This window comes from Rhizobium sp. 32-5/1, from assembly GCF_029537235.1.
Classification (GTDB): domain Bacteria; phylum Pseudomonadota; class Alphaproteobacteria; order Rhizobiales; family Rhizobiaceae; genus Pararhizobium.
The window spans coordinates 1,884,151-1,907,950 of sequence record NZ_CP120638.1 but is presented as its reverse complement, the minus strand read 5'-3'; the positions used below and the strand labels follow the sequence as shown (position 1 = coordinate 1,907,950).

The following is a 23,800-nucleotide window of genomic DNA, read 5'->3' as shown; positions in this document are numbered from 1 at the left end:
GCTGCTCAAAAAGCGTCCGGTAGATGCACCGGCCAGCGCCAGGGTGTGACCGAGACGATGTCGTAGCGGATGGAGAGTTTGGCGGAGTCCCGCTGTTTGGAGAGCCAGAGATCGCTTGCGGCCCGGATCCGCTGCTGCGCGGAATTGGAAACCGCAAAGACGGACTGGTCGAGCGAATGGCGGGCCTTGACCTCGACGCAGGCGACCAGATCACCCTTGCGGGCGATGATGTCGATCTCGCCGAGTTTTGTACGATAGCGGAAGGCGACGATCCGGTATCCTTTGAGAAGGAGGGCAGCGGCTGCCCGATATTCGGCGAGCGCGCCGCGGCGCTGCGCCTTCAGCCGCTTCTGGTCTGGCGGCTCACGCGTCATCGCGTCCCTTCAGTTCCAGGAGACGATCGTAAAGGTCCTTGCGGTTGAGGCCCGTCTGTTTTGCCGCTTCGGTTGCGGCCTTGCCGGAGGGCATGTCCTTGACGAGCCTGACCAGGATCGCATCGACATCCACTTGCTCAGGGGCTGCCGGCGCGTCCGGTGGCGCGATCACCAGCACGATCTCGCCCTTTACCGTCGCACCCTCGTCGTAAAAGGCCTTCAGTTCCCCCAGCGTGCCGCGGCGAAATTCCTCGAAGGTCTTGGTCAGTTCCCGGCAGACAGAGGCGCGGCGTTCGGAGCCCAGTTCGTCGGCGGCGGCCGTGATCGTCGCTGCGATCCTGTGCGGCGATTCAAAGAAGATCAGCGTTGCCGGCACCAGCGACAATTCGCGCAGACGGTCGCGCCGCGCCTTGTCTTTCGAGGGCAAGAAGCCGGCAAAGAGGAAGGCATCGTTCGACAGGCCCGAACCGACCAGCGCTGCAAGCGGCGCGGAGGCGCCGGGGATCGGCACGACGCGGTGGCCGGCCGCAATCGCGATCTGGCCGAGCCGGTAGCCGGGATCCGAGACGAGCGGCGTGCCGGCATCGGAGACCAGCGCCACCGACTTGCCGGCATCGAGCGCCGCGAGCAGTTTCGGCCCGGCCTCGTTGGCATTGTGTTCATGATAGGCATAGGGCCGGTTGACGATACCATAGCGATCGAGCAGCACGCGGGTGACGCGCGTATCCTCGCAGGCCAGCACATCGGCCCCCGCCAGCGTTTCCAGAGCCCGCAGCGTGATGTCGGACAGATTGCCGATGGGGGTTGCGACCAGATAGAGCGCCGGCTCCAGGGGCCGCGCGGGAATGGCGACATTGTGCAGGCGATAGGTTTTCTGCCGCTCGCTTGTTTGTGTTTCGCCCGATGCCTGCTTTTCCACTGTGTTTTCTTTCTGTGCTTTGGCTGCCTTTATGGGCGAGCCGCACACAGGGGACAAGAGCCTGCCCGGTGGATATGGGACAAGTCATATGGTTGGCCGCTTTTTAGGGCAGAGGCGTTCGCAGCAGCGAAGAGCGACTACTGTCCGTTTGCGACTGATCGTCCGTTGACGGTTTGGCCAGACAGAGCCTCTTGTTTTCGCCGGCCAATGATTCAAGCGGTGGGAAGAGATGGAGTTTCGCTCAAAAGCAGGAGCGCCATGGCATCTGTTATTGTGTGATCGTCATACGGTTTCGAGAAGAACCTGCTTCCCGAAGGTAGGGAACTCTCCTCAAGAATGGCAGCGCCGGATGCGACCATCAGCTTCACGGGCGGCCAGCGGTCACGGATATAGTGGGATAATTTGATACCATCCATGGTGCCCGGCATCTGTACATCGGTGAAAACCAGGTCGATGTCATTTCGCAACTCAAGAATGCGTATTGCCTCGTCCGCATCCCTCGCCTCAAGCGCTTCATAGCCAGCTGCAAGCACCAGATCGACGGCACCCATTCGAATAAGAGCACTGTCTTCGACAATCAAGACGACCGGCCTGCCGTTGTTCATGGTTTCCACGTCATCATGAGAAAGCCCCTGGGCTGCAATTGTAAGGCGGACCTGGAACAATCTGGTTTCTACGCGGCATTCGAAAAGCTGGTTTGTGATCCTGCGCTTTCCTGATGGCTGATTTTAACGATGGTCCCTGGGCCCGCATCGCTCAAGTTGATTTCGCCTCCCAGGTTCTTGACCAGCGCCTCCACGATGCCGGTGCCCAGTCCAGCCTTGGGGGCATCGCTGCCTGCAGGCATGCCGATTCCATCGTCGGTTATCGACAAGGTCCAATCCTTGCCGGACGATTGATAGTCGACCAGGATGGTGCCGCTTCGTTCATCGGGAAAAGCGTGTTTCAAGGCATTGATGACAAGCTCGGTCACGATGAGTCCCAAGCTAACGGAAACATCCGCTTCCACCGCGCTGTTGTCGGCCGTGACCTGTATCGACAACCGCTCAGGGTCGGCAATCATTGATGCACCAAGACTCTGGCAAAGCTGTTTGAAATAGGTGCGCAGCTCAACGCTGCCGCCGGGGGATGTGGAGAGCTGTCGCTGCAGGGCTGCAATTGACATCACCCGGTGATGGGCGTTGTGGAGATGCCCCCGCGCTTCTTCAGACTGAACCCGACGTGCGCTCTGCATAAGCACACTTGCAATGATCTGGAGACTATTGGCCACCCTGTGCTGAACTTCCTGCAGCAGGATGGCTTTGTCACGGATCAGATCATCTTTCAGTCGCGCTTCTGCGCGCGCATCGGTCACGTCGGTCACGGCCACAAGAAGGCGGATATGATTGATGTCACCGTCATCAAGCGTTTGCGCGTTGACGACCAACTGGCGTGTTTTCTGGTTAAGTCGCTTGAGCTCCAGTTCGTAGGCTTGGATGTTCACACTCCCCGAAGCGGTCGCCATGAGAAGTGACTCAAGCTTCGGCATGGCCCATTCCCCGTCTCCAAGTTCACTGAACCGTCTGCCAGGGACTGACGCTGGGTCTATCTCGAAGGCCCGGCAGAACGATGCGCTCGCCGCAATGATCTTCAAGTCGTCCGACAGGAAAAGAAGGGGTTCGTGGGATGAAACCACAACGGCAAGCGTACTCGCCGCCTCGAAATGCAGGGTTGGGGATATTGGCATGAAATTGGCCTCAGGGGCCGGAGACTCGCGAAGCGCGTCATTGCTCGGCAGTACCGCCGAAGCCACAGACTGGAAGCTCGACAAAAGCATTTTAGCATGCCCGAGGCGGAACCGTGCCATCTTATTTCCAAATGGGCTTGGATCGCGTCACGATCCAAGCACTTCGCCACCTTAGATAATCGCGATGCGCCAGATGCGTTGTTGAAGCATCTTCCGCCCTAGCCCGCCGATCCACCCACAATCGTCTTCCATCCCCCGCGATAGGCCTTGCATTTCTGGGCCTCTTTCTGCCATTTTGCGCGTCCACATCTCTGCGGCCAAAAAGCAGTCAAAAAGTAGATGCCGGGACCTGTTTTCCGGCGATGGTTGAAAGCGGTAGCATCTCATGCGCATTACGATCGAGCGGTCCAATCTCCTGAAGTCGCTGAACCACGTGCATCGCGTGGTCGAGCGTCGCAACACCATCCCGATCCTCTCGAACGTGCTTCTGCGCTCCGATGGCGCAAGCCTCGAGATGAAGGCGACCGACCTCGATCTGGAGATCACCGAAGCGACCCCGGCGCAGGTCGAGACAGCAGGCGCGACGACCGTGCCGGCCCATCTTCTATACGATATCGTGCGCAAGCTTTCGGATGGCTCCGAAGTGGCGCTGGCCACCAATGCCGAGGGCACGGCGATGACGGTTCAGTCCGGCCGCTCGAAATTCTCGCTGCAGTGCCTGCCGCAGTCGGACTTCCCGGACCTGACGGCCGGTGCCTTCAGCCATACGTTCCGGATCAAGGCGACGGACCTCAAGATGCTGATCGATCGCACCCAGTTTGCGATCTCGACGGAAGAGACCCGCTATTATCTGAACGGCATCTATATCCACACGATCGAAAGCAAGGGGCAGCTGAAGCTGCGCGCCGTGGCGACCGATGGTCACCGTCTGGCCCGTGCCGATATCGAGGCGCCCTCGGGTTCCGAAGGCATGCCGGGCATCATCATTCCGCGCAAGACGGTCAGCGAACTGCAGAAGCTGGTCGACAATCCGGATGTGATCGTCACGGTCGAGGTTTCCGATGCCAAGATCCGCCTGACGATCGGCTCGATCATCATGACGTCGAAGCTGATCGACGGCACTTTCCCGGATTACCAGCGGGTCATCCCGGCCAATAACGACAAGGAACTGAAGATCGACTGCCAGTCCTTTGCGCAGGCTGTCGACCGCGTCTCGACGATTTCCTCGGAGCGTGGCCGCGCCGTGAAGCTGGCGCTTGGCGATGGCCAGCTGACGCTGACCGTCAACAATCCGGATTCCGGCAGCGCCACGGAAGAGCTGGCGGTGGGCTACGACAGCGACCCGCTGGAAATCGGCTTCAACGCCAAATACCTGTTGGATATCACGGCCCAGCTCTCGGGCACCGACGCCGTCTTCATGCTGGCCGATGCCGGTTCGCCGACACTGGTGCGCGATATGGCGGGCGACGACGCGCTCTATGTTCTGATGCCGATGCGCGTCTAGCCGACGTTTTCGCGCGACCGGCGCCAAGTTCCGCCGCATTTAGACTTGTTTTTGCCGCACACGAAGGCAAGATAGGATCAACAGGAATGCCGCCTTCACCCGGTGTTCCTGACCTTTTTGCTTGTAGGTTGCGGCATGAGCCGTGCAAAACCTGCAACTTGGCCATTTTGGTGCATGGGAATGTCGGGGATACGCATGAATTTTCGCTTGAAGGAACGTTTCGGCAAGAAGTTCGACGAGGAAATCCGTTTCTTCAAAGGCTGGAAAAGCAACATGCGGGCGGTCGGATCGATCGTTCCGACCTCCGGGGTGACCGCGCGGCGGATGGCAAGTGTGGCAGATCCGCATTCGGGATTGCCGGTGCTCGAACTCGGGCCTGGGACCGGCGTCATCACCAAGGCGATCCTCGAGCGCGGCATCAAGCCGGAGAAACTCGTGTCCGTCGAATTCTCCACCGATTTCTTCAATCACCTCTCGGCCCGCTTCCCCGCCGTCAACTTCATCAATGGCGATGCCTTCGATCTCGACAACACACTGGGCGCGCTGCGCGACCAGACCTTCGACAGCGTGATCTCCGCCGTCCCGCTTCTGAATTTTCCGATGTACAAGCGTGTCGCACTGATCGAGGATCTCCTGTCGCGCATGGCGCCCGGCCGGCCCGTCATCCAGATTTCCTACGGCCCGCTCTCGCCTGTTATCGCCATGCCGGATCGTTACCATATCGCCCATTATGATTTCGTCGTGCGCAACATTCCGCCGGCGCAGCTCTGGGTCTATCGCAAGCCTCACTGAGATCTCCGGCGCGTGTTCGCGATCTACCTGACCCACCCGCAGATCCGCATGGAGCCCGACAAGCCGGTGCCGAAGTGGAGCCTTTCCGATGTCGGGCAGGCCCGCGCGGAAAAGGCCGCCGCTCTGCCATGGGCAGCGCGCCTGCGTCGGATCGTTTCGAGCGATGAGACGAAGGCTTTGGAGACGGCGGCGATTCTTTCCCGTGCCATCTCGGTTTCCGTGGAAATTCTGGAGCATGCCGGCGAGAACGACCGTTCTGCCACCGGTTTTCTGGTGCCTGAGGAATTCGAGAAGGCTGCGGACCGGTTTTTTGCCTTTCCGGAACAGAGCTTCAGGGGATGGGAACGGGCAATCGATGCGCAGAGGCGGATCGTGGCCGCCGTCGAGGGCGTGCTGGCAAGCCACGATCCGTCGCAGCCGATCGCCTTTGTCGGCCATGGTGGTGTCGGCACGCTGTTGAAATGCCACCTTCTCGGGACAGATATTTCCCGCAGGGAGGATCAGCCGGCCGGGGGTGGCAATCTCTTTGTTTTCCGTCTTGCGGATCGTGCGCTTGCATGCGACTGGACGCCCATGGAGTTCTGGCAAGGATGGCAGCAATGACAGCAACCGCGCGCGAAAGGCTGATCGTCGGCCTTGATCTTCCCACCATCGGTGAAGCTGAGACAACAGTCAAAACGCTGGGCGACGACGTGCTGTTCTACAAGATCGGCTACCAGCTGGTCTTCGCCGGCGGGCTGGAGTTTGCCCGCGATCTTGCCCGCGACGGCAAGAAAGTCTTCCTCGACATGAAGCTGCTCGACATCGACAACACGGTGGCCAAGGGCGTCGAGAACATCGTCAAGATGGGCATGTCGATGCTGACGCTGCATGCCTATCCGAAGGCGATGCGCGCCGCCGTGGAGGCGGCGAAAGGATCGGACCTCTGCCTTCTCGGCGTCACGGTGCTGACATCGATGGACGAGCAGGACGTGATCGATGCGGGCTACGAATACGACCCGCACACGCTGGTCCTGCGCCGTGCCGAACAGGCACGCCTGGCCGGCATGGGCGGCATCGTCTGCTCGGCCGAGGAATCCTCCGCGGTGCGCAAGATCATCGGCCCGGACATGGCCCTGGTCACGCCGGGCATCCGCCCCGCGGGTAGCGACAAGGGCGATCAGAAGCGCGTCATGACACCGGCGGACGCTCTGAAGGCCGGATCGAGCCATCTCGTCGTTGCCCGGCCCATCGTTCAGGCGGCCGATCCGCTGGCGGCGACGAGAGCGATCCTGTCCGAGATGAACGGCGCTTTGACGGCCTGATTGCTGAGGGAATATCCAGGACACAGCGCAATTTGGCGTCTTGACCGATCTTTGGAATCGCCGGAAGACACATGCCGGAAGACAAAAGCTGGCAGAGCATCGGACAAAAGGAGAGCTTCATGGCAAAGGGCTACTGGATCGCGCGGGTCGATATTCGCGACGCCGAGCGTTACAAGGACTACGTGGCGGCGGCAAAACCGGCCTTCGAAAAATACGGCGCGCAGTTTCTCGCCCGTGGCGGCGAATTCCAGCGGCTGGAAGGACAGGTCCGCGCCCGCAACGTCGTCATCGAGTTTCCATCCCTTCAAGCCGCCGTCGATTGCTACAATTCGCCTGAATACCAGATCGCCGCCGCGATCCGCCAGGAAGTGGCAGATGCGGAAATGGTCGTCGTCGAAGGGGTCTGATTCCGGGTTACCCTGCGTCGGAAAGTGGCGGCAAAGCAGGGGTGATTGGCCTTCACCTTGTCTGCCGATTGGTTTATGTACCATGCAAAGGCCTATACAGAGATCAGGAGTCCGCATCCCATGACCTTGTCCAATCTTCCCCGCTCGTCACCGTTTTCGGCGGGTCCGGATTTGTCGGCCGTCATGTCGTGCGGGCGCTTGCCAAGCGTGGCTACCGCATCCGCGTCGCCGTTCGGCGTCCTGATCTTGCCGGTTTTCTGCAGCCGCTCGGCAATGTCGGACAGATTTCCTTCGTCCAGGCCAACCTGCGCTACCGCAAGTCCGTCGATAATGCGGTGCAGGGCGCGGATCACGTCATCAACTGCGTCGGCATCCTCTTCGAGGCCGGACGCAACACCTTTGACGCGGTGCAGGAATTCGGCGCCCGCGCCGTGGCGGAAGCCGCCCGTTCCGTCGGCGCCAGCCTGACTCATGTTTCGGCGATCGGTGCGGATGTGAATTCCGAATCGGTCTATGCCCGCACCAAGGGGCGCGCCGAGAAGGCTGTGATCGAGACGGTGCCAAATGCCGTGATTCTGCGTCCGTCGATCGTTTTCGGCCCGGAGGACGGGTTTTTCAACAAGTTTGCCGAGATGGCCCGCTTTTCGCCATTCCTGCCGCTGGTCGGCGGCGGCCACACGAAATTCCAGCCGGTCTATGTCACGAATCTGGCCGAGGCCGTTGCCCGCGCTGTGGCCGGCGAACTGTCTCCCGGCAAGATCTATGAAATCGGCGGACCGGAAGTCATGACCTTCCGCGACTGTCTCGAAATGATGCTGAAGACGATCGACCGCAAGCGCACCCTGCTCCCGCTGCCGTTCGGGATCGCCTCGATGATCGGCTCGGTCGCTTCGCTCGTGCCCTTCATTGCCCCGCCATTGACGCCCGATCAGGTGATTTTGCTGAAGAGCGACAATGTCGTGTCCGAGGCAGCCATTGCCGACGGGCGCACGCTTTCCGGCATCGGCATTTCGCCGACGCTGGTGGAGGCCGTGCTGCCGTCCTATCTTGTGCGCTATCGCCCGCAGGGCCAGTATACCCGCTCCGGCAAAGCCGCCTAAGCCATATTTTATCGAAATCTGAACAGCCGCCGGTGCCAGCCCGGCGGCTTTGTTTTGGCTCTCGCAAACAAAGCGTTGCACTTCTGCCTCACCTGAAAACGTGTTCTCCATTTACCGTCGATTCAACATGTCCGGTTATTGATAAGCACGAAACCAGCGAATACACAGCAGCCGTGCCGCGTCCTGGATTCACAGGCAGACCGGCAAAGTTTTTTTCGAAGAGGCAGAGTTCTATGGGCAAGTCGATCGCAATGTTTTTTGCGTGTGCGGCACTGGTTGTGATCGCGGGTTCGTTCATCGCGCCGAAGACGGTTGCAGGCGGCCGCAACGGTTGCGCACCGGCCTATGGCGTCGATCCCTGCACCACGGCGTCGATCCCGACTGCCGGCAACTGACCGGTCTCGACCCGATCGAGGGTTGATCAATTTTTATGGCGGGGCTAGGAACCGCATGCGCTTTTAAATAAGTGCGTGCGGTTTTATTTTGCGCTTCAGCCAACCAGCCAGAGGCCGATGAGCCCGGCGGTGCCGACCAGGATGCGCCAGATCGCGAAGGGCGCAAAGCCGCGGTTGGAGACGAAGTTCAGAAGCGAGCGGACGACGAGAAGGGCGGAGACGAAGGCGGCGATAAAGCCGATGGCGATCACCGTCACATCGTCGAAGCTCAGGGCATCGCGGTTCTTGTAAAGATCGAGGGTGAAGGCGCCGAGCATGGTCGGCATGGCCAGGAAGAACGAGAATTCGGCCGCCGAACGCTTGTCTGTGCCCATCAGCAGCGCACCGGCAATGGTGGCCCCTGAACGGGAGGTTCCCGGAATCATCGCCAGGCACTGGCAAAGGCCGATCTTCAAGGCCAGCGACGGCGGATAATCCATCACATCCTTGTATTTTGGCTGCAGCGGCATGCGGTCGATGGCGTAGAGAATGATGCCGCCGACAATCAGCACGATGCAGATCAGCATCGGCGTCTCGAACAGCACGGCCTTGATGAAATCATGGGCAATGGCGCCGATGATCGCCGCTGGCAGGAAGGCGATGAGGACCGACAGCACGAAACCCCGTGCTTTCGGGCTGGACGGCAGAGCGAGTACGATCGACAGCAGCCTTTGGAAATAGACCAGCAGGATGGCGAGGATCGCGCCGAGCTGGATAAGGACGGCAAATGTGTTGCCCGGTGACTTGAAGCCGAGAAAGTGCCCGGCCAGCAGGACATGGGCGGTCGATGAGACCGGAATGAATTCCGTGAGACCCTCTATGAGCCCAAGAATGAGTGCGCTGATGATCGATTGATCGGCCATGAATTAAATATCCCTGAAGCTTTGGGGGTTAGCATACGGACCTTCGGGAAGGGCATGGGAGCTGATTCGCTTGTGTTTACGGCAGCAAATTCCTATAGCTTTTCAAGATGAGCCGTGGCCAGATCAATCCGCCGCGACAGACCGTTTCCTTAAAAATCCAATAGTCAAAGCCAGCAGCCATGCCGACACTTTATCATCATCCCATGTCTACCGCGTCCCGCTTTATCCGGCTGATCCTGTCAGAATACGGCTATCAGACGGAATTGGCCGAAGAGCAGCCCTGGGAAAAAAGGCGGGATTTTCTGGCACTCAATCCGGCCGGAACGCTTCCCGTCTATGTCGATGACAGCATGCGGGCGCTCTGTGGCGCAACCGTGATCTCGGAATATCTCGACGAGACCAGCGGCATCATGAAGCGGGACCGCCGACTTCTGGCCGAGGACCCATTCCAGCGTGCCGAAATCCGGCGCCTGGCCGAGTGGTTCCTGCAGAAGATGGAGGCCGACGTGACGCGGCCGTTGGTCCGCGAACGGATCTTCAAGCTGCAGATGACGCCCGACCAGGGCGGTGGTGCCCCGACTCCAAGGCTCTGCGCACCTCGCGCGCCAATATCCGCCAGCATATGAAATACCTGTCCTGGCTTGCCGGTTCACGCACCTATCTGGCCGGCGACCGCCTGTCCTATGCCGATCTGGCCGCGGCGGCTGCCATTTCCGTGCTCGATTATCTCGGTGAAATTGACTGGCAGGAAGCGCCCGCGGCCAAGGACTGGTACCAGCGTTTGAAGTCGCGCCCGTCCTTCCGTCCGCTGCTCGCCGAGCGCGTGCGCGGCGTCACGCCGGCCTCCCATTACGCCGACCTGGACTTTTAGAGCATGAGGCCGAAAAGTGTCGCACGGTTTTCGGTCAACATCATGCTCCAGCGGTAGGAGGGCGCCGTGTCTGGCGATGCACCCTCGACGGCCAGCCGGGACAAACGGCGCAGAACGCTGACGCAGTTCCTGAAGGCCGAGGCTGCGGACAAGGGGTTCGACACCTGCCGGGTGACACTGCCGGGCTCGATACCGCAGGCACCGGCCCGGCTCGCTGATTTTCTGGACCGAAACTACCACGGCACGATGGACTGGCTGGCGGAAACGGCAGCGCGGCGCGCCGATCCGCGTGTTCTCTGGGGCGATGTTCGCTCCATCGTCCTGTTCGGCATGAACTATGCGCCTGCGGACGATCCGCGCGGCGTGCTGGAGCAAGCCGATCGCGGCGCGATCTCGGTCTACGCCCAGAACCGCGACTATCACGATGTGATCAAGGGCAAGCTGAAAGAGGTGGCGACGCGCTTTGCCGCGCGCGCGGGCGAAGACGTGAAGGTCTTCGTCGATACCGCGCCGGTGATGGAAAAGCCGCTGGCCGAGCAGGCGGGTCTTGGCTGGCAGGGCAAACACACCAACCTCGTCAGCCGGACCTTTGGCTCCTGGCTGTTTCTCGGCAGTCTGTTTACCACGGCAGACCTGCTGGTTGACGAGCCCGAGGTCGATCACTGCGGCTCGTGCCGCGCCTGTCTCGATGCCTGTCCGACGGATGCCTTTCCGGCACCCTACAAGATCGATGCGCGGCGCTGCATTTCCTATCTCACCATCGAGCATAAGGGGCCGATCGACGTCGCTCTGCGGCCGCTGATCGGCAACCGGATCTATGGCTGCGACGACTGTCTCGCCGCCTGTCCATGGAACAAGTTTGCGCAGGAAGCCTCGGAAATGAAGCTGCGGGCGCGCGACGACCTCAAGGCGCCGTCGCTGTCCTTCCTGCTGACGCTGGATGATGCGGCGTTCCGGACGCTTTTTCGGGCTCACCGGTCAAGCGCATCGGCCGCGACCGTTTCGTGCGCAACGTCCTGATCGCGGTCGGCAATTCCGCGGACCCGTCATTTATTCCGTCGTGCGTCGATCTCTGTGACGATCCATCGCCTATCGTGCGTGGCATGGCCGTCTGGGCGCTGTCGCGGCTGATGCCGGCTGGTGCCTTTCGTGAATATGCGGCAAGACGAAACGAAGAGACGGACGGCGACGTGCTCGCCGAATGGAAAAGTGCAGGAGCGGTGTGATGCAGGTGTTGATCCTTGGAGCCGGATATTCCGGCAAAGCAATCGGCCAGGAGTTCCTGCCTTTGGCGGAAACGGTCACAGGCACGACACGGTCGCCGGAGAAAACAAAGGCGCTGCGTGACAGCGGGCTTGAAGCGGTAATCTTCGACGGCAGCGAGATTTCCCCGGAACTGGCCTCTGTCATGGCGCGGGCCACCCATCTGGTCCAGTCGATTGCGCCCGGTCGCGATGGCGATCCGTTGATGCGGCCGAATGCCTTGCCCCTGCGCGCGCTCATGCCGAAACTGCAATGGGTGGCCTATCTCTCGACCGTCGGGGTCTATGGCGATCATGGCGGCGCCTGGGTCGATGAGGATACGCCCTGCAAGCCGGTCTCCGTCCGCTCGGTCGAGCGGGTCGAGGCTGAGGAGGCCTGGCTTGCCTTTGGCCGTGACAGCGACATACCAGTTTCGGTTCTGCGGCTCTCCGGCATCTACGGCCCCGGCCGCAACGGTCTATGCAATCTGGCCGAGGGAACGGCGCGGCGTCTGGTCAAGCCAAACCAGGTCTTCAACCGCATCCGCGTCGAGGACATCGCCGCCGCGACGCTCTTTCTGGCCGAGCGCAATCTTGGCGGCATCTACAACATCACCGACCATGAGCCGGCGCCGCCGCAGGACGTTGTCGCGGAAGCCGCCCGGCTGATGGGCATCGACCCGCCGCCGGAAATCGCCTTCGAAACGGCGGAGCTTTCGCCGATGGCCAGGTCTTTTTACGGGGAGAACAAGCGGGTCTCGAACCGCAAGATCAGGGACCTCGGCTTCGCCTTTCGTTTTCCCGACTATCGTATTTCGCTAGGTCAATTATGGCAGTCCGGAAATTGGCGAGGATGACATATGTAGAGCGAATATGCTTGGAAAGCATCGGGGAACAAAGGTGGAAGAAGCGCGTTAAGTATTGCCGAAAACATGGATCATATGGGGCGATTTTCGCCTTTCGCCGATAGTCTAAGCGTCTTTACTGCGTGAATTGTATGCAACTATGACGGTAATGTGCGAAATTTTAGCCTGATAAAATCACCTTGATCCATCAAATTCAAAAATTGAATAAATTAGTATAGAGAAGCTCCTGTGGAAGCGGAAAGCATGATCAATCGCGGAGTGACGATTGAATCCAAAGAGGATTCACAGAATTAAAAATGAAGATTTAAAAATCGATAATTTTAAATTCAGCAGCTTTAAGGGGATTCCTAACGGAAGCTTAAAGGTTGAAGCACTTTTTCGCCATTTTTGGCCCGGAGACGCAGCGCATCGCAAGAGCACGCTAACTTTCCAACCAAGGGGTCATCTGTTTGACGAACGTGATATCGACAGCTGCTGTCGCAGCATTTCTGGCATTCGGGGCAATTCTCACATCCACGGCAGATGGTCATGCGGCAGGAAATGGTTGCGGCGGCGCATCCTGGTATGCCCTGTCGTCGCGCACGGCTTCTGGCGAACGCATGAATGCGTCTCTTTTGACGGCAGCCCATCGGCATCTGAAATTCGGCACGAAGGTCCAGGTCACCAACAAGCGCAACGGCAAGAGCGTCGTCGTCCGCATCAACGATCGCGGTCCCTTCATCCGTGGCCGGGTCATCGATCTGTCAAAAGGTGCCGCTTCCCATATCGGTATGATCCGCTCGGGAACCGCCAGCGTCTGCTACCGCGTCATTAGCTGATCGTTTGTCTTCTGGGTAGGAGCAAAATTTCGCTCCTCCAGCGACGTTAAAGCCAAGCACAGCCTGGCCTGCGCGACATCACGATTGCAATGAATAAGGCCTGCCGACTTGCTCTTGACGGCCATGACCGTTACCACGACGGAAAATGGAGTGGATACAAGATGCGTTTGGGTGGCAGGCTCGCAGGAGCCATTGAGGTTCTCGCTGATATTGAGACGCGCAAGCGTCCGGTCGCAGACGCACTCAAGGATTGGGGGCTTGCCCACCGATTTGCAGGATCAGGCGACCGCGCCGCGATCGGCAACATCGTCTACGACGCCTTGCGCATGAAGCTTTCACATGCCTTCTTGATGGACAGCGACAGCCCCTCGGCGCTTGGGCATGCCGTACTCTTCCGGCAATGGGGCGTGACACCGGAGGCCCTGGCCGCGGACCTCGACGGCGACAAGTTTGCGCCCGAGCCCCTGGCGGATGCCATCATCGCCGCTTTCGCAAGCCGGACGCTCGAAGAGGCGCCGCTCCATGTTCAGGGCGATATTGCCGAATGGCTGCAGGCTTCCTTCGAGAGCAGCTTTGGTGAGAGCTGGCTTGTCGAAGCCCAGGCGCTTGCCGGACGCCCGGCGCTCGACCTGCGGACGAACACACTGAAATCCACCCGCGAGAAGGTCCTGAAGGCACTGGAGCGCTCCGGCGTCGAACCGACCGTCGTCGCCCGCCAGGGCATCCGCGTGCCCGCCGGCGAAGGCGCTTCGCGCCTGCCGAACGTGACGGCAGAACTTTCCTTTCAGAAAGGCTGGTTCGAGGTTCAGGACGAAGGCTCGCAGATCGTGGCCGATCTGGTCCTGCCGCAGGACGGCGAGCAGGTCCTCGACTACTGCGCCGGTGGCGGGGGCAAGACGCTCGCCATGTCGGCGGCCATGCACAACAAGGGGCAGGTTCATGCCTTTGACACCGACCGCAAGCGGCTGGCACCGATCATCGAACGCCTGAAGCGGGCAGGGACCCGCAATGTTCAGGTGCACGACAACAAGCAGACGCTGGACGTCCTCGTCGGCCGTTTTGACCGGGTGCTGGTCGATGCGCCCTGCACGGGCACGGGCACATGGCGCCGCCGTCCGGATACAAAATGGCGGCTGAACCAGAAGAACATCGAGGAGCGGCAGTCGCAGCAGCAGGAAGCGCTATCGGAAGCGTCCCGCTACGTCCGTCCGGGCGGTCGCCTCGTCTACGTCACCTGTTCGGTGCTGCCGGAGGAAAACGAGACGCAGGTTCAGGCCTTCTGCGAGGCCAATCCGGACTTCCGGATCGTGTCTGCAACCGCGTCCTGGGAGACCCTGTTCGGCTCAAGCGGGCGCAAGCCGCGTTCCTCCGACGGAAAGACGCTGACCCTGACACCCGCATCGACGGATACGGACGGCTTCTTCTTCTGCCAGATGGATCGCAAGATTTGATCAGCCAACGAGGCTGATCAATCGACCCGCAGCGGATATTGCTGGCGCGGCGGGATGAGGTGGTGCAGCACGGCGATCGCCACCAGCAGCACGCTGCCCAGCACCGCGACCTCGAACAGGACCGGCGCATCGAAATGCGAGGCGACGGCGACGATCGGAACAGCGCCTGCCGGTGGATGCGTGATCCTCAGAAACAGCATCAGCCCGATGGAAAGGCCGACGCCGATCGCGCCCGCAAGCCAGAGACCGGGAAAGAAATGGGCGGCGATGCTGCCGATGACGGCCGCCAGCAGGTAACCGCCGACGACGTTGGCGGGCTGCGACAGAGGGCTCTTCGGTTGCCCGAACAGCAGGACGGCACTGGCGCCAAAGGGAGCAATCAACAGCGGCAACCCGGTATAGATGGCCAGGAGGCCGACTGCGATCATCGCAGTAATCGCGCCGATCCCGGACTTCAAATGGTGATGAAATTCACCCTGCGGTTCGTGCCGCCGGATGTAGTGTTTGAGATGGTGCCGCATGCAAAACCTGCAATGTGATGATTTCGACGTCATACAGCTTAAATTTTGATCAGTAAACGCCTCATAAATAGGCTAAATCTTGTTGCGTGGTCGATACGACGCGGCTGCGTGCTACTGCTTTCAGATCGGCGAGACATGTCGCTCTCCATATTGAAAGCATTCTAAACTATACTCTTTGACACCAGTTTGGTTTTGGTTCATGAAAATCGCGCCTTCTAAAAAGTCCGGGTCTACCGGCCGCGCGCGACCGATCGCGCATGGCCCGAGGCGGATCAGGGCGGCGGGGAGCCGAAACCACTCGGTCGGGATCATCAGGAGAGGTCATGAAAACATCATTCATTCGCAGCGCCATGCTGGCGCTGGTCACGGCAACATCGACGCTCGCATTGCAGCCGGCGCTGGCGGCCACCGATGCCGGCGCCGTCGTCAAGCATTATGCGGACGTTGGTCTCGCGAAGTTCCAGGATGCTTTGTCCACAGCTCAGGCGCTCGACAAGGCCGTCGATGCGCTGATCGCCACGCCGAGCGAGGCGACGCTGAAGGCGGCCCGCGAAGCCTGGCTTGCAGCCCGCAATCCGTACCAGGAAACCGAAGTCTATCGTTTCGGCAACCCGATCGTTGATGAATGGGAAGGCAAGGTCAATGCCTGGCCGCTCGATGAAGGTTTGATCGACTATGTCGATCCGAGCTACGGCACCGAGAGCGACGAGAATGCGCTGTTCACCGCAAACGTCATCGCCAACAAGACGATCAAGATCGACGGCAAGGATGTGGACGCCACCAACATCACGCCGGAGTTCCTGTCCAGCACGCTGCAGGAAGCGGGTGGGATCGAGGCCAACGTCGCGACCGGCTATCACGCCATCGAATTCCTGCTCTGGGGCCAGGATCTGAACGGCAACGGTCCGGGCGCAGGCAATCGCGCGTTTACCGATTTCGACACCAAAGCCTGCACCAACGGCAATTGCGATCGTCGTGCCGCCTATCTGAAGGCTGCGACGACCCTGCTGGTCTCCGACCTTACGGACATGGTCGCCAACTGGACGGCGGACGGTGCCGCCACCAAGAACGTCGAAGCCGATCCGAAGGCAGGCCTCGTCGCCATCCTGACCGGCATGGGCTCCTTGTCCTATGGTGAACTGGCCGGCGAGCGCATGAAGCTCGGCCTCCTGCTGCATGACCCGGAAGAAGAGCACGACTGCTTCTCTGATAATACCTACAACTCGCATCTTCATGACGCGATCGGTATCCAGGCGGCCTACACGGGCGAATACACCAAGGTCGATGGCACCAAGCTGACCGGCCCGTCGCTTTCCGAACTCGTCGCGGCCAAGGATCCGGCGCTCGACAAGGAAATGAAGGAAAAGCTGGCAACGACCGTGGCTGCGATGCAGGCCATGGCCAAGCGCGGCGAGACCGTCGAAAAATACGACCAGATGATCGGTGAGGGCAATGCGGAAGGCAATGCCGTCGTTCAGGCCGCCATCGACGGGCTGATCGCCCAGGCAAAAACCGTCGAGCGCGTCATTGCGTCGCTGGATCTGGGAGCGATCGAGCTTGAAGGTTCCGACAGCCTGGATAATCCTAACGCCGTCTTCCAATGAGAAAGCAAAGGCGGGCCGCTTGCTGATGCGACGGCCCGGTTCTTCTGAATGAATGCATGCGCCGCCCCGCGCCGGATCCTGCCGTTTGCAGCCGCACTGTGTCTGGCTGCGGGCGGCGTTTTTGTTTTCGCAGCCGCCAGCGCCGGCGAGCGCAGCGATCTTTCCGAAAAGGATCGTCGCCGTATCGAGGCCGTCACGCGTCCGACCACGGATTTCAGCAAGGCTGAAAAATTCGAGGCGATGTCGGGCGGTGCCGGTACGTCGATCGCGTCCGTCAATGCAGACAGTTTCTCACAGTTCGCTACCAATATCAGCTTTGCTGAGGAAGAGACCTTCAAGCTCGGCAATGCGCTGTTCCGCAAGCTCTGGGTGTCTTCTCCTTCCTCGACGCAGGCATCTGACGGCCTCGGCCCGCTCTACAATGCGCGGGCCTGCCAGACCTGTCACCTGAAGGACGGCCGCGGCCATCCGCCCGAGGGTGCGTCGGACACGACGTCGATGTTCCTGCGCCTCGCCCGCACGCCGCAGACGGACGCCGAACGCCAGGCATTGGCGACGCACGTGGTTCTGAATTTCCCCGATCCGGTCTATGGCACGCAATTGCAGGACAGTGCCGTGCCCGGACTGCCGGCCGAGGGACACATGCGCATCGACTATACCGAGGAACCGGTGGTTCTGGCGGACGGCGAGACCGTATCGCTGCGCCGGCCGCGCTATTCGGTGACGGGCCTCGGTTATGGTCCGCTCGATGCCTCGACGACGCTTTCGCCGCGGGTGACGCAGGCCATGTCCGGCCTTGGCCTGATCGAAGCCATCCATCCCGACGATATTCTCCGCCATGCCGATCCAGATGACGAAAACGGCGACGGTATCAGCGGCAAGGCTGCGCGCGTGCGTGACCCGAAGACCGGCGCGCTGGTGCTGGGCCGGTTCGGCTGGAAGGCCCAGAGCTTGAGCGTGCGCCAACAGAGCGCCGAGGCCTTTGCCGGCGATATCGGTATCTCGACCCCGGACAGTGACCGCAGCCATGGCGATTGCACCGCGGCGCAGACGGCCTGCCTGTCCTTGCCCGATGGTGTGCAGGCCCGCCTGGGCAACAGCGAGGCCCCGGCGCCGGTGCTCGATCTGGTGACCTTCTATTCCGAAAACCTGGCCGTGCCGGCCCGACGCAAGGCGAGTTTTCCCGAGACGCTGGTCGGCAAGAAGCTGTTCTATGAAACCGGCTGCATCAGCTGCCACACGCCGAAATTCGTTACCCGCCGCGATGCCGCCAACAAGGCGCAGTCCTTTCAGCTGATCTGGCCCTATTCGGATTTTCTCCTGCACGACATGGGCGAGGGGCTGGCCGACGGGCAGCCAGTCGGCGACGCCTCGGGGCGCGAGTGGCGCACGCCGCCGCTCTGGGGCATCGGTTTGACGAGGACGGTCAGCGGACACACCTTCTTCCTGCATGATGGCCGCGCCCGCAACTTGGCGGAAGCCATTCTCTGGCATGGCGGCGAGGCGGAAAAGGCCCGCGCCGGCTTTGCCACCCTGTCGAAGGAAGACAGGCAAGCTCTTATCACATTTCTGGAGTCCCTTTGATGCGTATCTGCGCCGTCCCGTTTCTCAGCCTTGCGATTGCCCTCAGTGCCTGCCCCGCCGTCGCACAGGAAGGGGCTGCCCTTTCGCCGCGCGTTCTCAACGAAAAGGCCCTTCCCGCCGTCATGGAAAAGGCCGTCGATGATTTCATCCGGCCCGGCTACCGCCAACTGCTGGAGGCGACGCAGTCGCTTTCAAAGGCAACCCATTCCTTTTGCGAAAATCCGTCCAAGGATGGGCTGGGTAAGGTCCAAATGGCGTTCGACGGCGTCGTTCATCAATGGTCGAACATTGAGATCATCCGTGTCGGCCCGGTGATCGAGGGCAACCGGTTCGAGCGCTTCCTGTTTTATCCCGACCGCAAGAGCACCGGCCTGAAACAGGTCCAAGCCATCCTGGCAAAGCAGGACGAGACCGCGACATCGGTCGATACGATCAAGGGCAAGAGCGTCGCCGTGCAGGGGCTCGGTGCGCTGGAATTTGTTCTCTACGGCACCGGCTCTGAGGTGCTGGAGGCCGAGAAGAACGGCTTCCGTTGCGGTTACGGTGCGGCAATTGCCGACAATCTCGCGGAGGTCGCTTCCGAACTCAGCGCCGAATGGGAAAAGCCCGACGGCATCCAGGCGGCCTGGAAAAGGCCGGGCGCGAACAATCCGGTTTTCCGCACAGCCAACGAGGCTGCGACCGGTCTGCTCGGTATTCTCGTGCATGGCATCGAAACGGTGAAGGATCAGCGGCTGCGGCCGTTCTATGCCGGCATCGTCAACGGCAAGGCTGATCCGGGCCATCCGAAACTCGCCATCTATTGGCGCTCCGGCAATACCATGCCGTCGATCTCTACCAATCTGAAGGCGATGCAGACGCTGTTCAGCGTTTCCGACATGGAATCGCTGCTGCCGGAAGACAGTCGGTCCGTCGCCGGGTCTGTGAATTTCGTCTTCAAGTCGGTCATCGGTGCCGCCGACAAGATCGACCTGCCGATCGATGAGGCCCTTGCCGATGACGAAGAGCGCGGCAAACTCGACTTCATGGCGCTGAACACGCAGGACCTCCTTGATCGCGTCAACAGGGATTTTGGCGGCGCCATCGGTCTTGGCGCGGGCTTCTCCTTCGCCGACGGCGACTGAACGCCGCAGGGCTGACCGTCAGGCAGGCAAGCACCTGAATAGGATTGACAAAATACCACTGCAAGCGCAGAGACACGACGTGTTCCCTAGGCGAACACGCTCAACAAGGATCAACGGATCATGAACCCCGACAGTCGAAGTAGCGCTTCGATTTTTCCGACCGTCGCGTCCTTGTAGAAGAGGCTGCTGGCGGTCGACAGACTTGCCAGATTGGAGCCTTTTATGCTGCGCATTTTCAAAAGCCAGAACAACCAGCTTGTGCCGATCGATACCGCCGCGGACATGGTCGAAGGCAATCCCGTCGTCTGGTTCGACCTGTATAACGCCTCGCAGGACGAGACGCGCAGCGTCGAGAACCGGCTCGGAATCCAGATCCCGACCCGCGACGAAATGCAGGAGATCGAGCTTTCCGACCGCCTCTATCAGGAGGATGGCGCGGAGTTCATGACGATGACGGCGGCGACCGAACTCGAAAGCGACTATCCGGTCAAGGTTCCCATCACCTTCATTCTCAAGGGAACGACCCTGGTGACCGTGCGCCACGCCGATCCGAAGCCGTTCCAGACCTATACCGCCCGCATGCAGCGGCTGAACGGCGCATCCTGCGAGACCGGCGAACTGGCCATGCTGGGTCTTCTGGAAGCGATGATCGACCGGACTGCCGATGCGCTGGAGCGTGCGGGGAGCGAGATTGACGGAATCTCGCGCGAAGTCTTCCGAAAGAGCAATTCGAGTGCCACGAAAAAGACCCGGGACCTGCAGTCGCTGATCGAGCAGATCGGCCAGAAAGGTGATCTGCTGACCATCGTTCGCGAAAGCCTGGTCAGCGTCGGGCGGCTGGTGGCCTATCATTCGGCGCGTGACGGTATCGGTGCACGCAAGGTGATCAAGGAAAGCCGGCAGCGGGTCAAGCTGATCCAGCGCGATGCGACGTCGCTCGGCGATCATGCGCTGTTCCTGTCGAACAAGATCAACTTCCTGCTCGATGCCACGCTCGGCCTGATCAATCTGGAGCAGAACCAGATCATCAAGATCTTCTCGGTGGCATCGGTGGTGTTCCTGCCGCCGACGCTGGTCGCTTCGATCTACGGAATGAATTTTGATGCCATGCCGGAACTGAAGTTCCAGTTCGGCTATCCCGTGGCCTTGTTCATGATGGTGTTGTCAGCCGTTCTGCCCTACCTCTATTTCAAGCGACGGGGCTGGCTCTGAACTCGAAATTCCACCATGCTTCGGTGGTGCGGCTGCGCCACTGAAGCATCGGGCAACGCCCCATCCACGCTGACGGACCTGTCATGGCTGATCTCAACATATCCAAAAGCGGTACCCTCACCGACAGGCGCCATTTCCTGAAAATGGCCGGCGCGGCCTGGGCGGCAACGCTTATGTTGGATGCTGCCTTCGCCCTGCAGAAAACCGCTGCCGTCTACGCGTCCGCCTTCATGGCGCCGGATGGATCCTATGGCGTTGCGACTTTGAGCGAGGAGGGTGGCATTATCGAGCGGGTGCCGCTTCCGGCCCGCGCCCATGGCATGACCTATTCGCCTGCGACCAACCGCGCCGTCGCCTTTGCCCGCCGGCCCGGAACCTATGCGATGATCTTTGCGCCCGATCGCAGCGTCGAGCCGATCGTCATCACCTCAATCGAAGGCCGTCATTTCTACGGGCATGGCTGTTTTTCCGCCGATGGTCGCCTGCTCTATGCGACGGAAAACGATTTTGCCGGAAACCGCGGCATGATCGGCGTCTATGACGGCACTGACGGGTTTTCGAGGGTCGGCGAATTTCCTCCTATGGCATCGGCCCGCACGACATGACGCTGTCGGCCGATGGCCGGATGCTGGCCATCGCAAATGGCGGCATCGAGACCAATCCGGATTTCGGTCGCACCAAGCTCAACCTCGATCACATGGAGCCTTCGCTGGTGCTGGTCGATACCGCGACCGGCGCGCTGCTCGAACGGCACGGCATGCCGGATCATCTCCGCCAGTTGTCGACTCGGCATGTGGATATCGATGCGGACGGCAAGATCTGGTTCGCCTGCCAGTACGAGGGCCCGCGCAACGACCTGCCGCCACTGGCCGGCTGCTTCTCGCGCGGCGAAGATATCCGCTTCCTGTCACTGCCCGAGGAAACGACGCTGGCGCTCGCCAATTATGTCGGTGCAATCGCCGTCAACCGCCACGACGGTCTGATCGGCCTGACGTCCCCCAAAGGCGGTACCTCGGTGACCATTGATGCCCGCAGTGGACGGGTCCTGAACACCGAAAGGCTTGCCGATGCCGCCGGTATCGCCGCCGCCGATCATGGTTTCGTCGCCTCGTCCTATGATGGACGGCTCGGCAAAACGGAGAGCGCCGTCGCCTGGGACCAGCATATTGTCCGGCTGGGCTGACCGGCTCTGGAAAGCTTCGGCCGCCGCTCTATATGGCCGGTCCATGAACCGCATCCTCGTCCATGTCCTCTTCATCGCCGCCGTTCTCGGCACCGGTCTTTTGATCGGCATCAACAATATTCCCGGCGAATGGTATCAGTCGCTTGCCAAACCGTCCTTCAATCCGCCGAACTGGATTTTCGCGCCGGTCTGGTCGATCCTCTATGTGATGATCGGTATTGCCGGTGCACGCACGTTCCTGGATCACCGACAGACGCCTTCGATGCGGTTCTGGGTGGTGCAGATGCTTCTCAATTTTCTCTGGTCGCCGCTGTTTTTTGAATGCAGCATGTCGGCATGGCGCTGGCGGTGATCATCGCCCTTCTGGTTGCCGTGACCGGTTTCATCATTGCCAGCCGGGGCCGGGATCATCTCTCGAGCCTGCTGTTCGTGCCCTACGCGGCCTGGGTGGCCTTCGCCTCCCTGCTCAACGCTTCGATTTTCCTCATGAATTGAGCTTGTTCCCTGTCCGGGGGCATGCCAATCTTGCCACCCGTTCCGTGCCATCGCGCGGCAGGTCAACAAGGCAATCGTAGAGGCAGATGGAAGACTGGCACCCGGCGGATTTCCGCAACCGTATCGCCAAGAGTTTCGCCCGGCAGGCGGCCATGCGCACGATCGGCGCTGAGCTGACGCGGGTCGAGCAGGGAACGGTCGAGATCGAGCTGCCCTTCGACGAAAAGCTGACCCAGCAGCATGGTTTCCTGCATGCTGGTATCATTTCAGCGGCTCTCGATGCCGCCGGCACCTATGCCGCCTATTCGGTGATCGATCCTGACGCTTCGATCCTGACCATCGAGTTCAAGGTCAATCTCATGTCGCCCGGTCGCGGCGAGCGATTCCTGTTTCGCGGCGAGGTCACCAAGCCCGGCACGACGATCATCGTGTCGGATGGCCGCGGCTATGCGATTTCAGCCGACGGACCGGCCAAGCTGATCGCCTCGATGACCGGAACGATGATGGTAATCCGCGGACGCGAGGGAATAGAAGGATGATTTACGAACTGAAGGACGTTGCGGGCCGCAAGCTGCTCTACGTCATGGCGGTCGATGCCGAATATGGCGTGCACCTGCGCCAGCGCATCTCGCCGCTGATGACCGGCGTCGGCCCGGTGGAGGCTGCCGTGACACTGACGCGGACGCTTGGTGAACTGCAGGCGCGGGGCAGCCTGCCGGATCTCGTGGTGTCGCTCGGCTCCGCCGGCTCGGCAAAACTCGAACAGACGGAAGTCTACCAGGCGATTTCGGTTGCCTATCGCGACATGGATGCCTCGCCGCTCGGCTTCGAGAAGGGGCGACGCCGTTTCTGGATATGCCCGTTGTCGTCGATTTGCCGCTACGCATTCCCGGTGTGAAGACCGCCAGCCTGTCAACGGGCGCCAACATAGTGTCCGGCGCAACATACGATACTATTTCGGCCGACATGGTCGAAATGGAGACGTTTGCGCTGCTGCGCGCCTGCCAGTCCTTCGGCGTGCCCCTGATCGGCCTGCGCGGCATTTCCGACGGCAAGGCGGAGCTGAAGCATGTGGCCGACTGGACGGAATATCTGCATGTCATCGACGAGAAGCTGGCGGATGTGATCGATGCGCTGGAGACGGCGATTTTGTCCGGCGATCTCGATCTGAGGTCAGTCTAGTCCGGCAGCCTTGCGCAGCGCCTCGTTCACCCGCGTCTGCCATCCCGGCCCTTGCGCGCGAAAATGCGAAAGCACGTCATTGTCCAGTCGAATGGTGACGCGCCCTTTCGGATTGTCGGAAACCGGGCGCCCCCGCCTGGCCAGGAGTGCGTCGGCCGGTGGATTGTCGGGATCGGTTAAGGCGTCGGCGGTTATCGCCTCATCCTGCGCATCCGTCATTGTTGC

At 60.7% G+C, this 23,800-nt stretch carries 22 protein-coding genes and 6 pseudogenes; 20 read left to right on the top strand and 8 right to left on the bottom strand.

Going from position 1 to position 23,800, the window contains the following annotated elements; translation table 11 throughout:
• Window positions 1-5: 5 nt before the first annotated feature.
• The 4 genes from P6U16_RS09830 to P6U16_RS09815 form a co-directional block, all read right to left on the bottom strand.
• Window positions 6-374, bottom strand: a complete 369-nt coding sequence (locus P6U16_RS09830) for a YraN family protein (protein ID WP_277703576.1) — start codon at window positions 372-374, stop codon at window positions 6-8.
• Window positions 364-1,293, bottom strand: coding sequence for a 16S rRNA (cytidine(1402)-2'-O)-methyltransferase (rsmI, locus tag P6U16_RS09825; protein WP_277703575.1), 930 nt, complete (start codon window positions 1,291-1,293; stop codon window positions 364-366). Before rsmI ends, P6U16_RS09830 begins: the two co-directional genes overlap by 11 nt.
• Before the next feature lie 212 nt (window positions 1,294-1,505).
• Window positions 1,506-1,898, bottom strand: coding sequence for a response regulator (locus P6U16_RS09820; RefSeq protein ID WP_277703808.1), 393 nt, complete (start codon window positions 1,896-1,898; stop codon window positions 1,506-1,508).
• Between the two features lie 68 nt (window positions 1,899-1,966).
• Window positions 1,967-3,019 carry a PAS domain-containing sensor histidine kinase gene (locus tag P6U16_RS09815; protein WP_277703807.1) on the bottom strand — a complete coding sequence of 351 codons (1,053 nt, stop codon included), beginning with the start codon at window positions 3,017-3,019 and terminating at the stop codon, window positions 1,967-1,969.
• 385 nt (window positions 3,020-3,404) lie between these two features.
• Here P6U16_RS09815 and dnaN point away from each other — a divergent pair, with 385 nt between their 5' ends.
• From dnaN to P6U16_RS09780, 7 genes and pseudogenes are all read left to right on the top strand, one after another.
• On the top strand, window positions 3,405-4,523 hold the full coding sequence (gene dnaN / locus P6U16_RS09810) for a DNA polymerase III subunit beta (RefSeq protein ID WP_277703574.1): 1,119 nt from the start codon (window positions 3,405-3,407) through the stop codon (window positions 4,521-4,523).
• Between the two features lie 189 nt (window positions 4,524-4,712).
• Window positions 4,713-5,315: a phospholipid N-methyltransferase PmtA gene (gene pmtA, locus P6U16_RS09805; protein WP_277703806.1), complete on the top strand. Its 603-nt coding sequence runs from the start codon at window positions 4,713-4,715 to the stop codon at window positions 5,313-5,315.
• A 12-nt stretch (window positions 5,316-5,327) separates the two neighbouring features.
• Entirely contained in the window at window positions 5,328-5,918 is a 591-nt protein-coding gene (locus P6U16_RS09800; RefSeq protein ID WP_277703573.1) for a histidine phosphatase family protein, read from the top strand.
• Window positions 5,915-6,619 (top strand): orotidine-5'-phosphate decarboxylase, encoded by a 705-nt coding sequence (gene pyrF / locus P6U16_RS09795; RefSeq protein WP_277703572.1) that lies wholly within the window; start codon window positions 5,915-5,917, stop codon window positions 6,617-6,619. The genes P6U16_RS09800 and pyrF overlap by 4 nt, the downstream gene beginning before the upstream one ends.
• Before the next feature lie 119 nt (window positions 6,620-6,738).
• Window positions 6,739-7,026 carry a DUF1330 domain-containing protein gene (locus P6U16_RS09790; protein WP_277703805.1) on the top strand — a complete coding sequence of 96 codons (288 nt, stop codon included), beginning with the start codon at window positions 6,739-6,741 and terminating at the stop codon, window positions 7,024-7,026.
• 120 nt (window positions 7,027-7,146) lie between these two features.
• Window positions 7,147-8,126: pseudogene (locus P6U16_RS09785) on the top strand (complex I NDUFA9 subunit family protein).
• Window positions 8,127-8,359: 233 nt separating this feature from the next.
• Window positions 8,360-8,521 (top strand): hypothetical protein, encoded by a 162-nt coding sequence (locus P6U16_RS09780; protein WP_277703571.1) that lies wholly within the window; start codon window positions 8,360-8,362, stop codon window positions 8,519-8,521.
• Window positions 8,522-8,616: 95 nt separating this feature from the next.
• Here P6U16_RS09780 and P6U16_RS09775 read toward each other — a convergent pair whose 3' ends face one another.
• Entirely contained in the window at window positions 8,617-9,423 is an 807-nt protein-coding gene (locus P6U16_RS09775) for an undecaprenyl-diphosphate phosphatase (protein WP_277703570.1), read from the bottom strand.
• Window positions 9,424-9,602: 179 nt separating this feature from the next.
• On the opposite strand from P6U16_RS09775, the pseudogene P6U16_RS09770 reads away from it, so the two are divergent.
• The 5 genes and pseudogenes from P6U16_RS09770 (at window position 9,603) to P6U16_RS09750 (ending at window position 14,670) form a co-directional block, all read left to right on the top strand.
• Window positions 9,603-10,294 (top strand): annotated as a pseudogene (locus tag P6U16_RS09770) (glutathione S-transferase family protein).
• A gap of 66 nt (window positions 10,295-10,360) precedes the next feature.
• Window positions 10,361-11,520, top strand: a pseudogene (gene queG, locus P6U16_RS09765) (tRNA epoxyqueuosine(34) reductase QueG).
• On the top strand, window positions 11,520-12,392 hold the full coding sequence (locus P6U16_RS09760) for an SDR family oxidoreductase (RefSeq protein WP_277703569.1): 873 nt from the start codon (window positions 11,520-11,522) through the stop codon (window positions 12,390-12,392). The pseudogene queG and the gene P6U16_RS09760 overlap by 1 nt, the downstream one beginning before the upstream one ends.
• A gap of 497 nt (window positions 12,393-12,889) precedes the next feature.
• A complete protein-coding gene (locus tag P6U16_RS09755; RefSeq protein ID WP_277703804.1) occupies window positions 12,890-13,219 on the top strand; it encodes a septal ring lytic transglycosylase RlpA family protein in 330 nt (109 codons plus the stop codon).
• 161 nt (window positions 13,220-13,380) lie between these two features.
• Window positions 13,381-14,670: an RsmB/NOP family class I SAM-dependent RNA methyltransferase gene (locus P6U16_RS09750; protein WP_277703568.1), complete on the top strand. Its 1,290-nt coding sequence runs from the start codon at window positions 13,381-13,383 to the stop codon at window positions 14,668-14,670.
• A gap of 17 nt (window positions 14,671-14,687) precedes the next feature.
• Here P6U16_RS09750 and P6U16_RS09745 read toward each other — a convergent pair whose 3' ends face one another.
• On the bottom strand, window positions 14,688-15,191 hold the full coding sequence (locus P6U16_RS09745) for an HPP family protein (protein WP_277703567.1): 504 nt from the start codon (window positions 15,189-15,191) through the stop codon (window positions 14,688-14,690).
• A 323-nt stretch (window positions 15,192-15,514) separates the two neighbouring features.
• Here P6U16_RS09745 and P6U16_RS09740 point away from each other — a divergent pair, with 323 nt between their 5' ends.
• From P6U16_RS09740 to P6U16_RS09730, 3 genes are read left to right on the top strand one after another with little or no spacing between them, the layout of a single operon-like run.
• On the top strand, window positions 15,515-16,795 hold the full coding sequence (locus P6U16_RS09740; protein ID WP_277703566.1) for an imelysin family protein: 1,281 nt from the start codon (window positions 15,515-15,517) through the stop codon (window positions 16,793-16,795).
• 48 nt (window positions 16,796-16,843) lie between these two features.
• On the top strand, window positions 16,844-18,379 hold the full coding sequence (locus P6U16_RS09735) for a di-heme oxidoredictase family protein (protein ID WP_277703565.1): 1,536 nt from the start codon (window positions 16,844-16,846) through the stop codon (window positions 18,377-18,379).
• On the top strand, window positions 18,379-19,503 hold the full coding sequence (locus tag P6U16_RS09730; protein ID WP_277703564.1) for an imelysin family protein: 1,125 nt from the start codon (window positions 18,379-18,381) through the stop codon (window positions 19,501-19,503). Before P6U16_RS09735 ends, P6U16_RS09730 begins: the two co-directional genes overlap by 1 nt.
• Before the next feature lie 110 nt (window positions 19,504-19,613).
• On the opposite strand, the gene P6U16_RS09725 is transcribed toward P6U16_RS09730, so the two are convergent.
• Window positions 19,614-19,736: a hypothetical protein gene (locus tag P6U16_RS09725; RefSeq protein ID WP_277703563.1), complete on the bottom strand. Its 123-nt coding sequence runs from the start codon at window positions 19,734-19,736 to the stop codon at window positions 19,614-19,616.
• Here P6U16_RS09725 and P6U16_RS09720 point away from each other — a divergent pair.
• The 5 genes and pseudogenes from P6U16_RS09720 (at window position 19,726) to P6U16_RS09700 (ending at window position 23,575) form a co-directional block, all read left to right on the top strand.
• On the top strand, window positions 19,726-20,715 hold the full coding sequence (locus tag P6U16_RS09720; RefSeq protein ID WP_277703562.1) for a magnesium transporter CorA family protein: 990 nt from the start codon (window positions 19,726-19,728) through the stop codon (window positions 20,713-20,715). The two genes, P6U16_RS09725 and P6U16_RS09720, sit on opposite strands and share 11 nt — an antisense overlap.
• A gap of 83 nt (window positions 20,716-20,798) precedes the next feature.
• Window positions 20,799-21,898, top strand: a pseudogene (locus tag P6U16_RS09715) (DUF1513 domain-containing protein).
• Window positions 21,899-21,941: 43 nt separating this feature from the next.
• Window positions 21,942-22,393, top strand: a pseudogene (locus tag P6U16_RS09710) (TspO/MBR family protein).
• Window positions 22,394-22,479: 86 nt separating this feature from the next.
• Window positions 22,480-22,932, top strand: a complete 453-nt coding sequence (locus P6U16_RS09705; protein WP_277703561.1) for a PaaI family thioesterase — start codon at window positions 22,480-22,482, stop codon at window positions 22,930-22,932.
• Window positions 22,929-23,575: pseudogene (locus P6U16_RS09700) on the top strand (5'-methylthioadenosine/S-adenosylhomocysteine nucleosidase). Before P6U16_RS09705 ends, P6U16_RS09700 begins: the two are co-directional and overlap by 4 nt.
• Here the strand turns inward: P6U16_RS09700 and P6U16_RS09695 are convergent.
• Window positions 23,567-23,794, bottom strand: coding sequence for a BrnA antitoxin family protein (locus P6U16_RS09695; RefSeq protein WP_277703803.1), 228 nt, complete (start codon window positions 23,792-23,794; stop codon window positions 23,567-23,569). The pseudogene P6U16_RS09700 and the gene P6U16_RS09695 sit on opposite strands and share 9 nt — an antisense overlap.
• Window positions 23,795-23,800 lie beyond the last annotated feature (6 nt).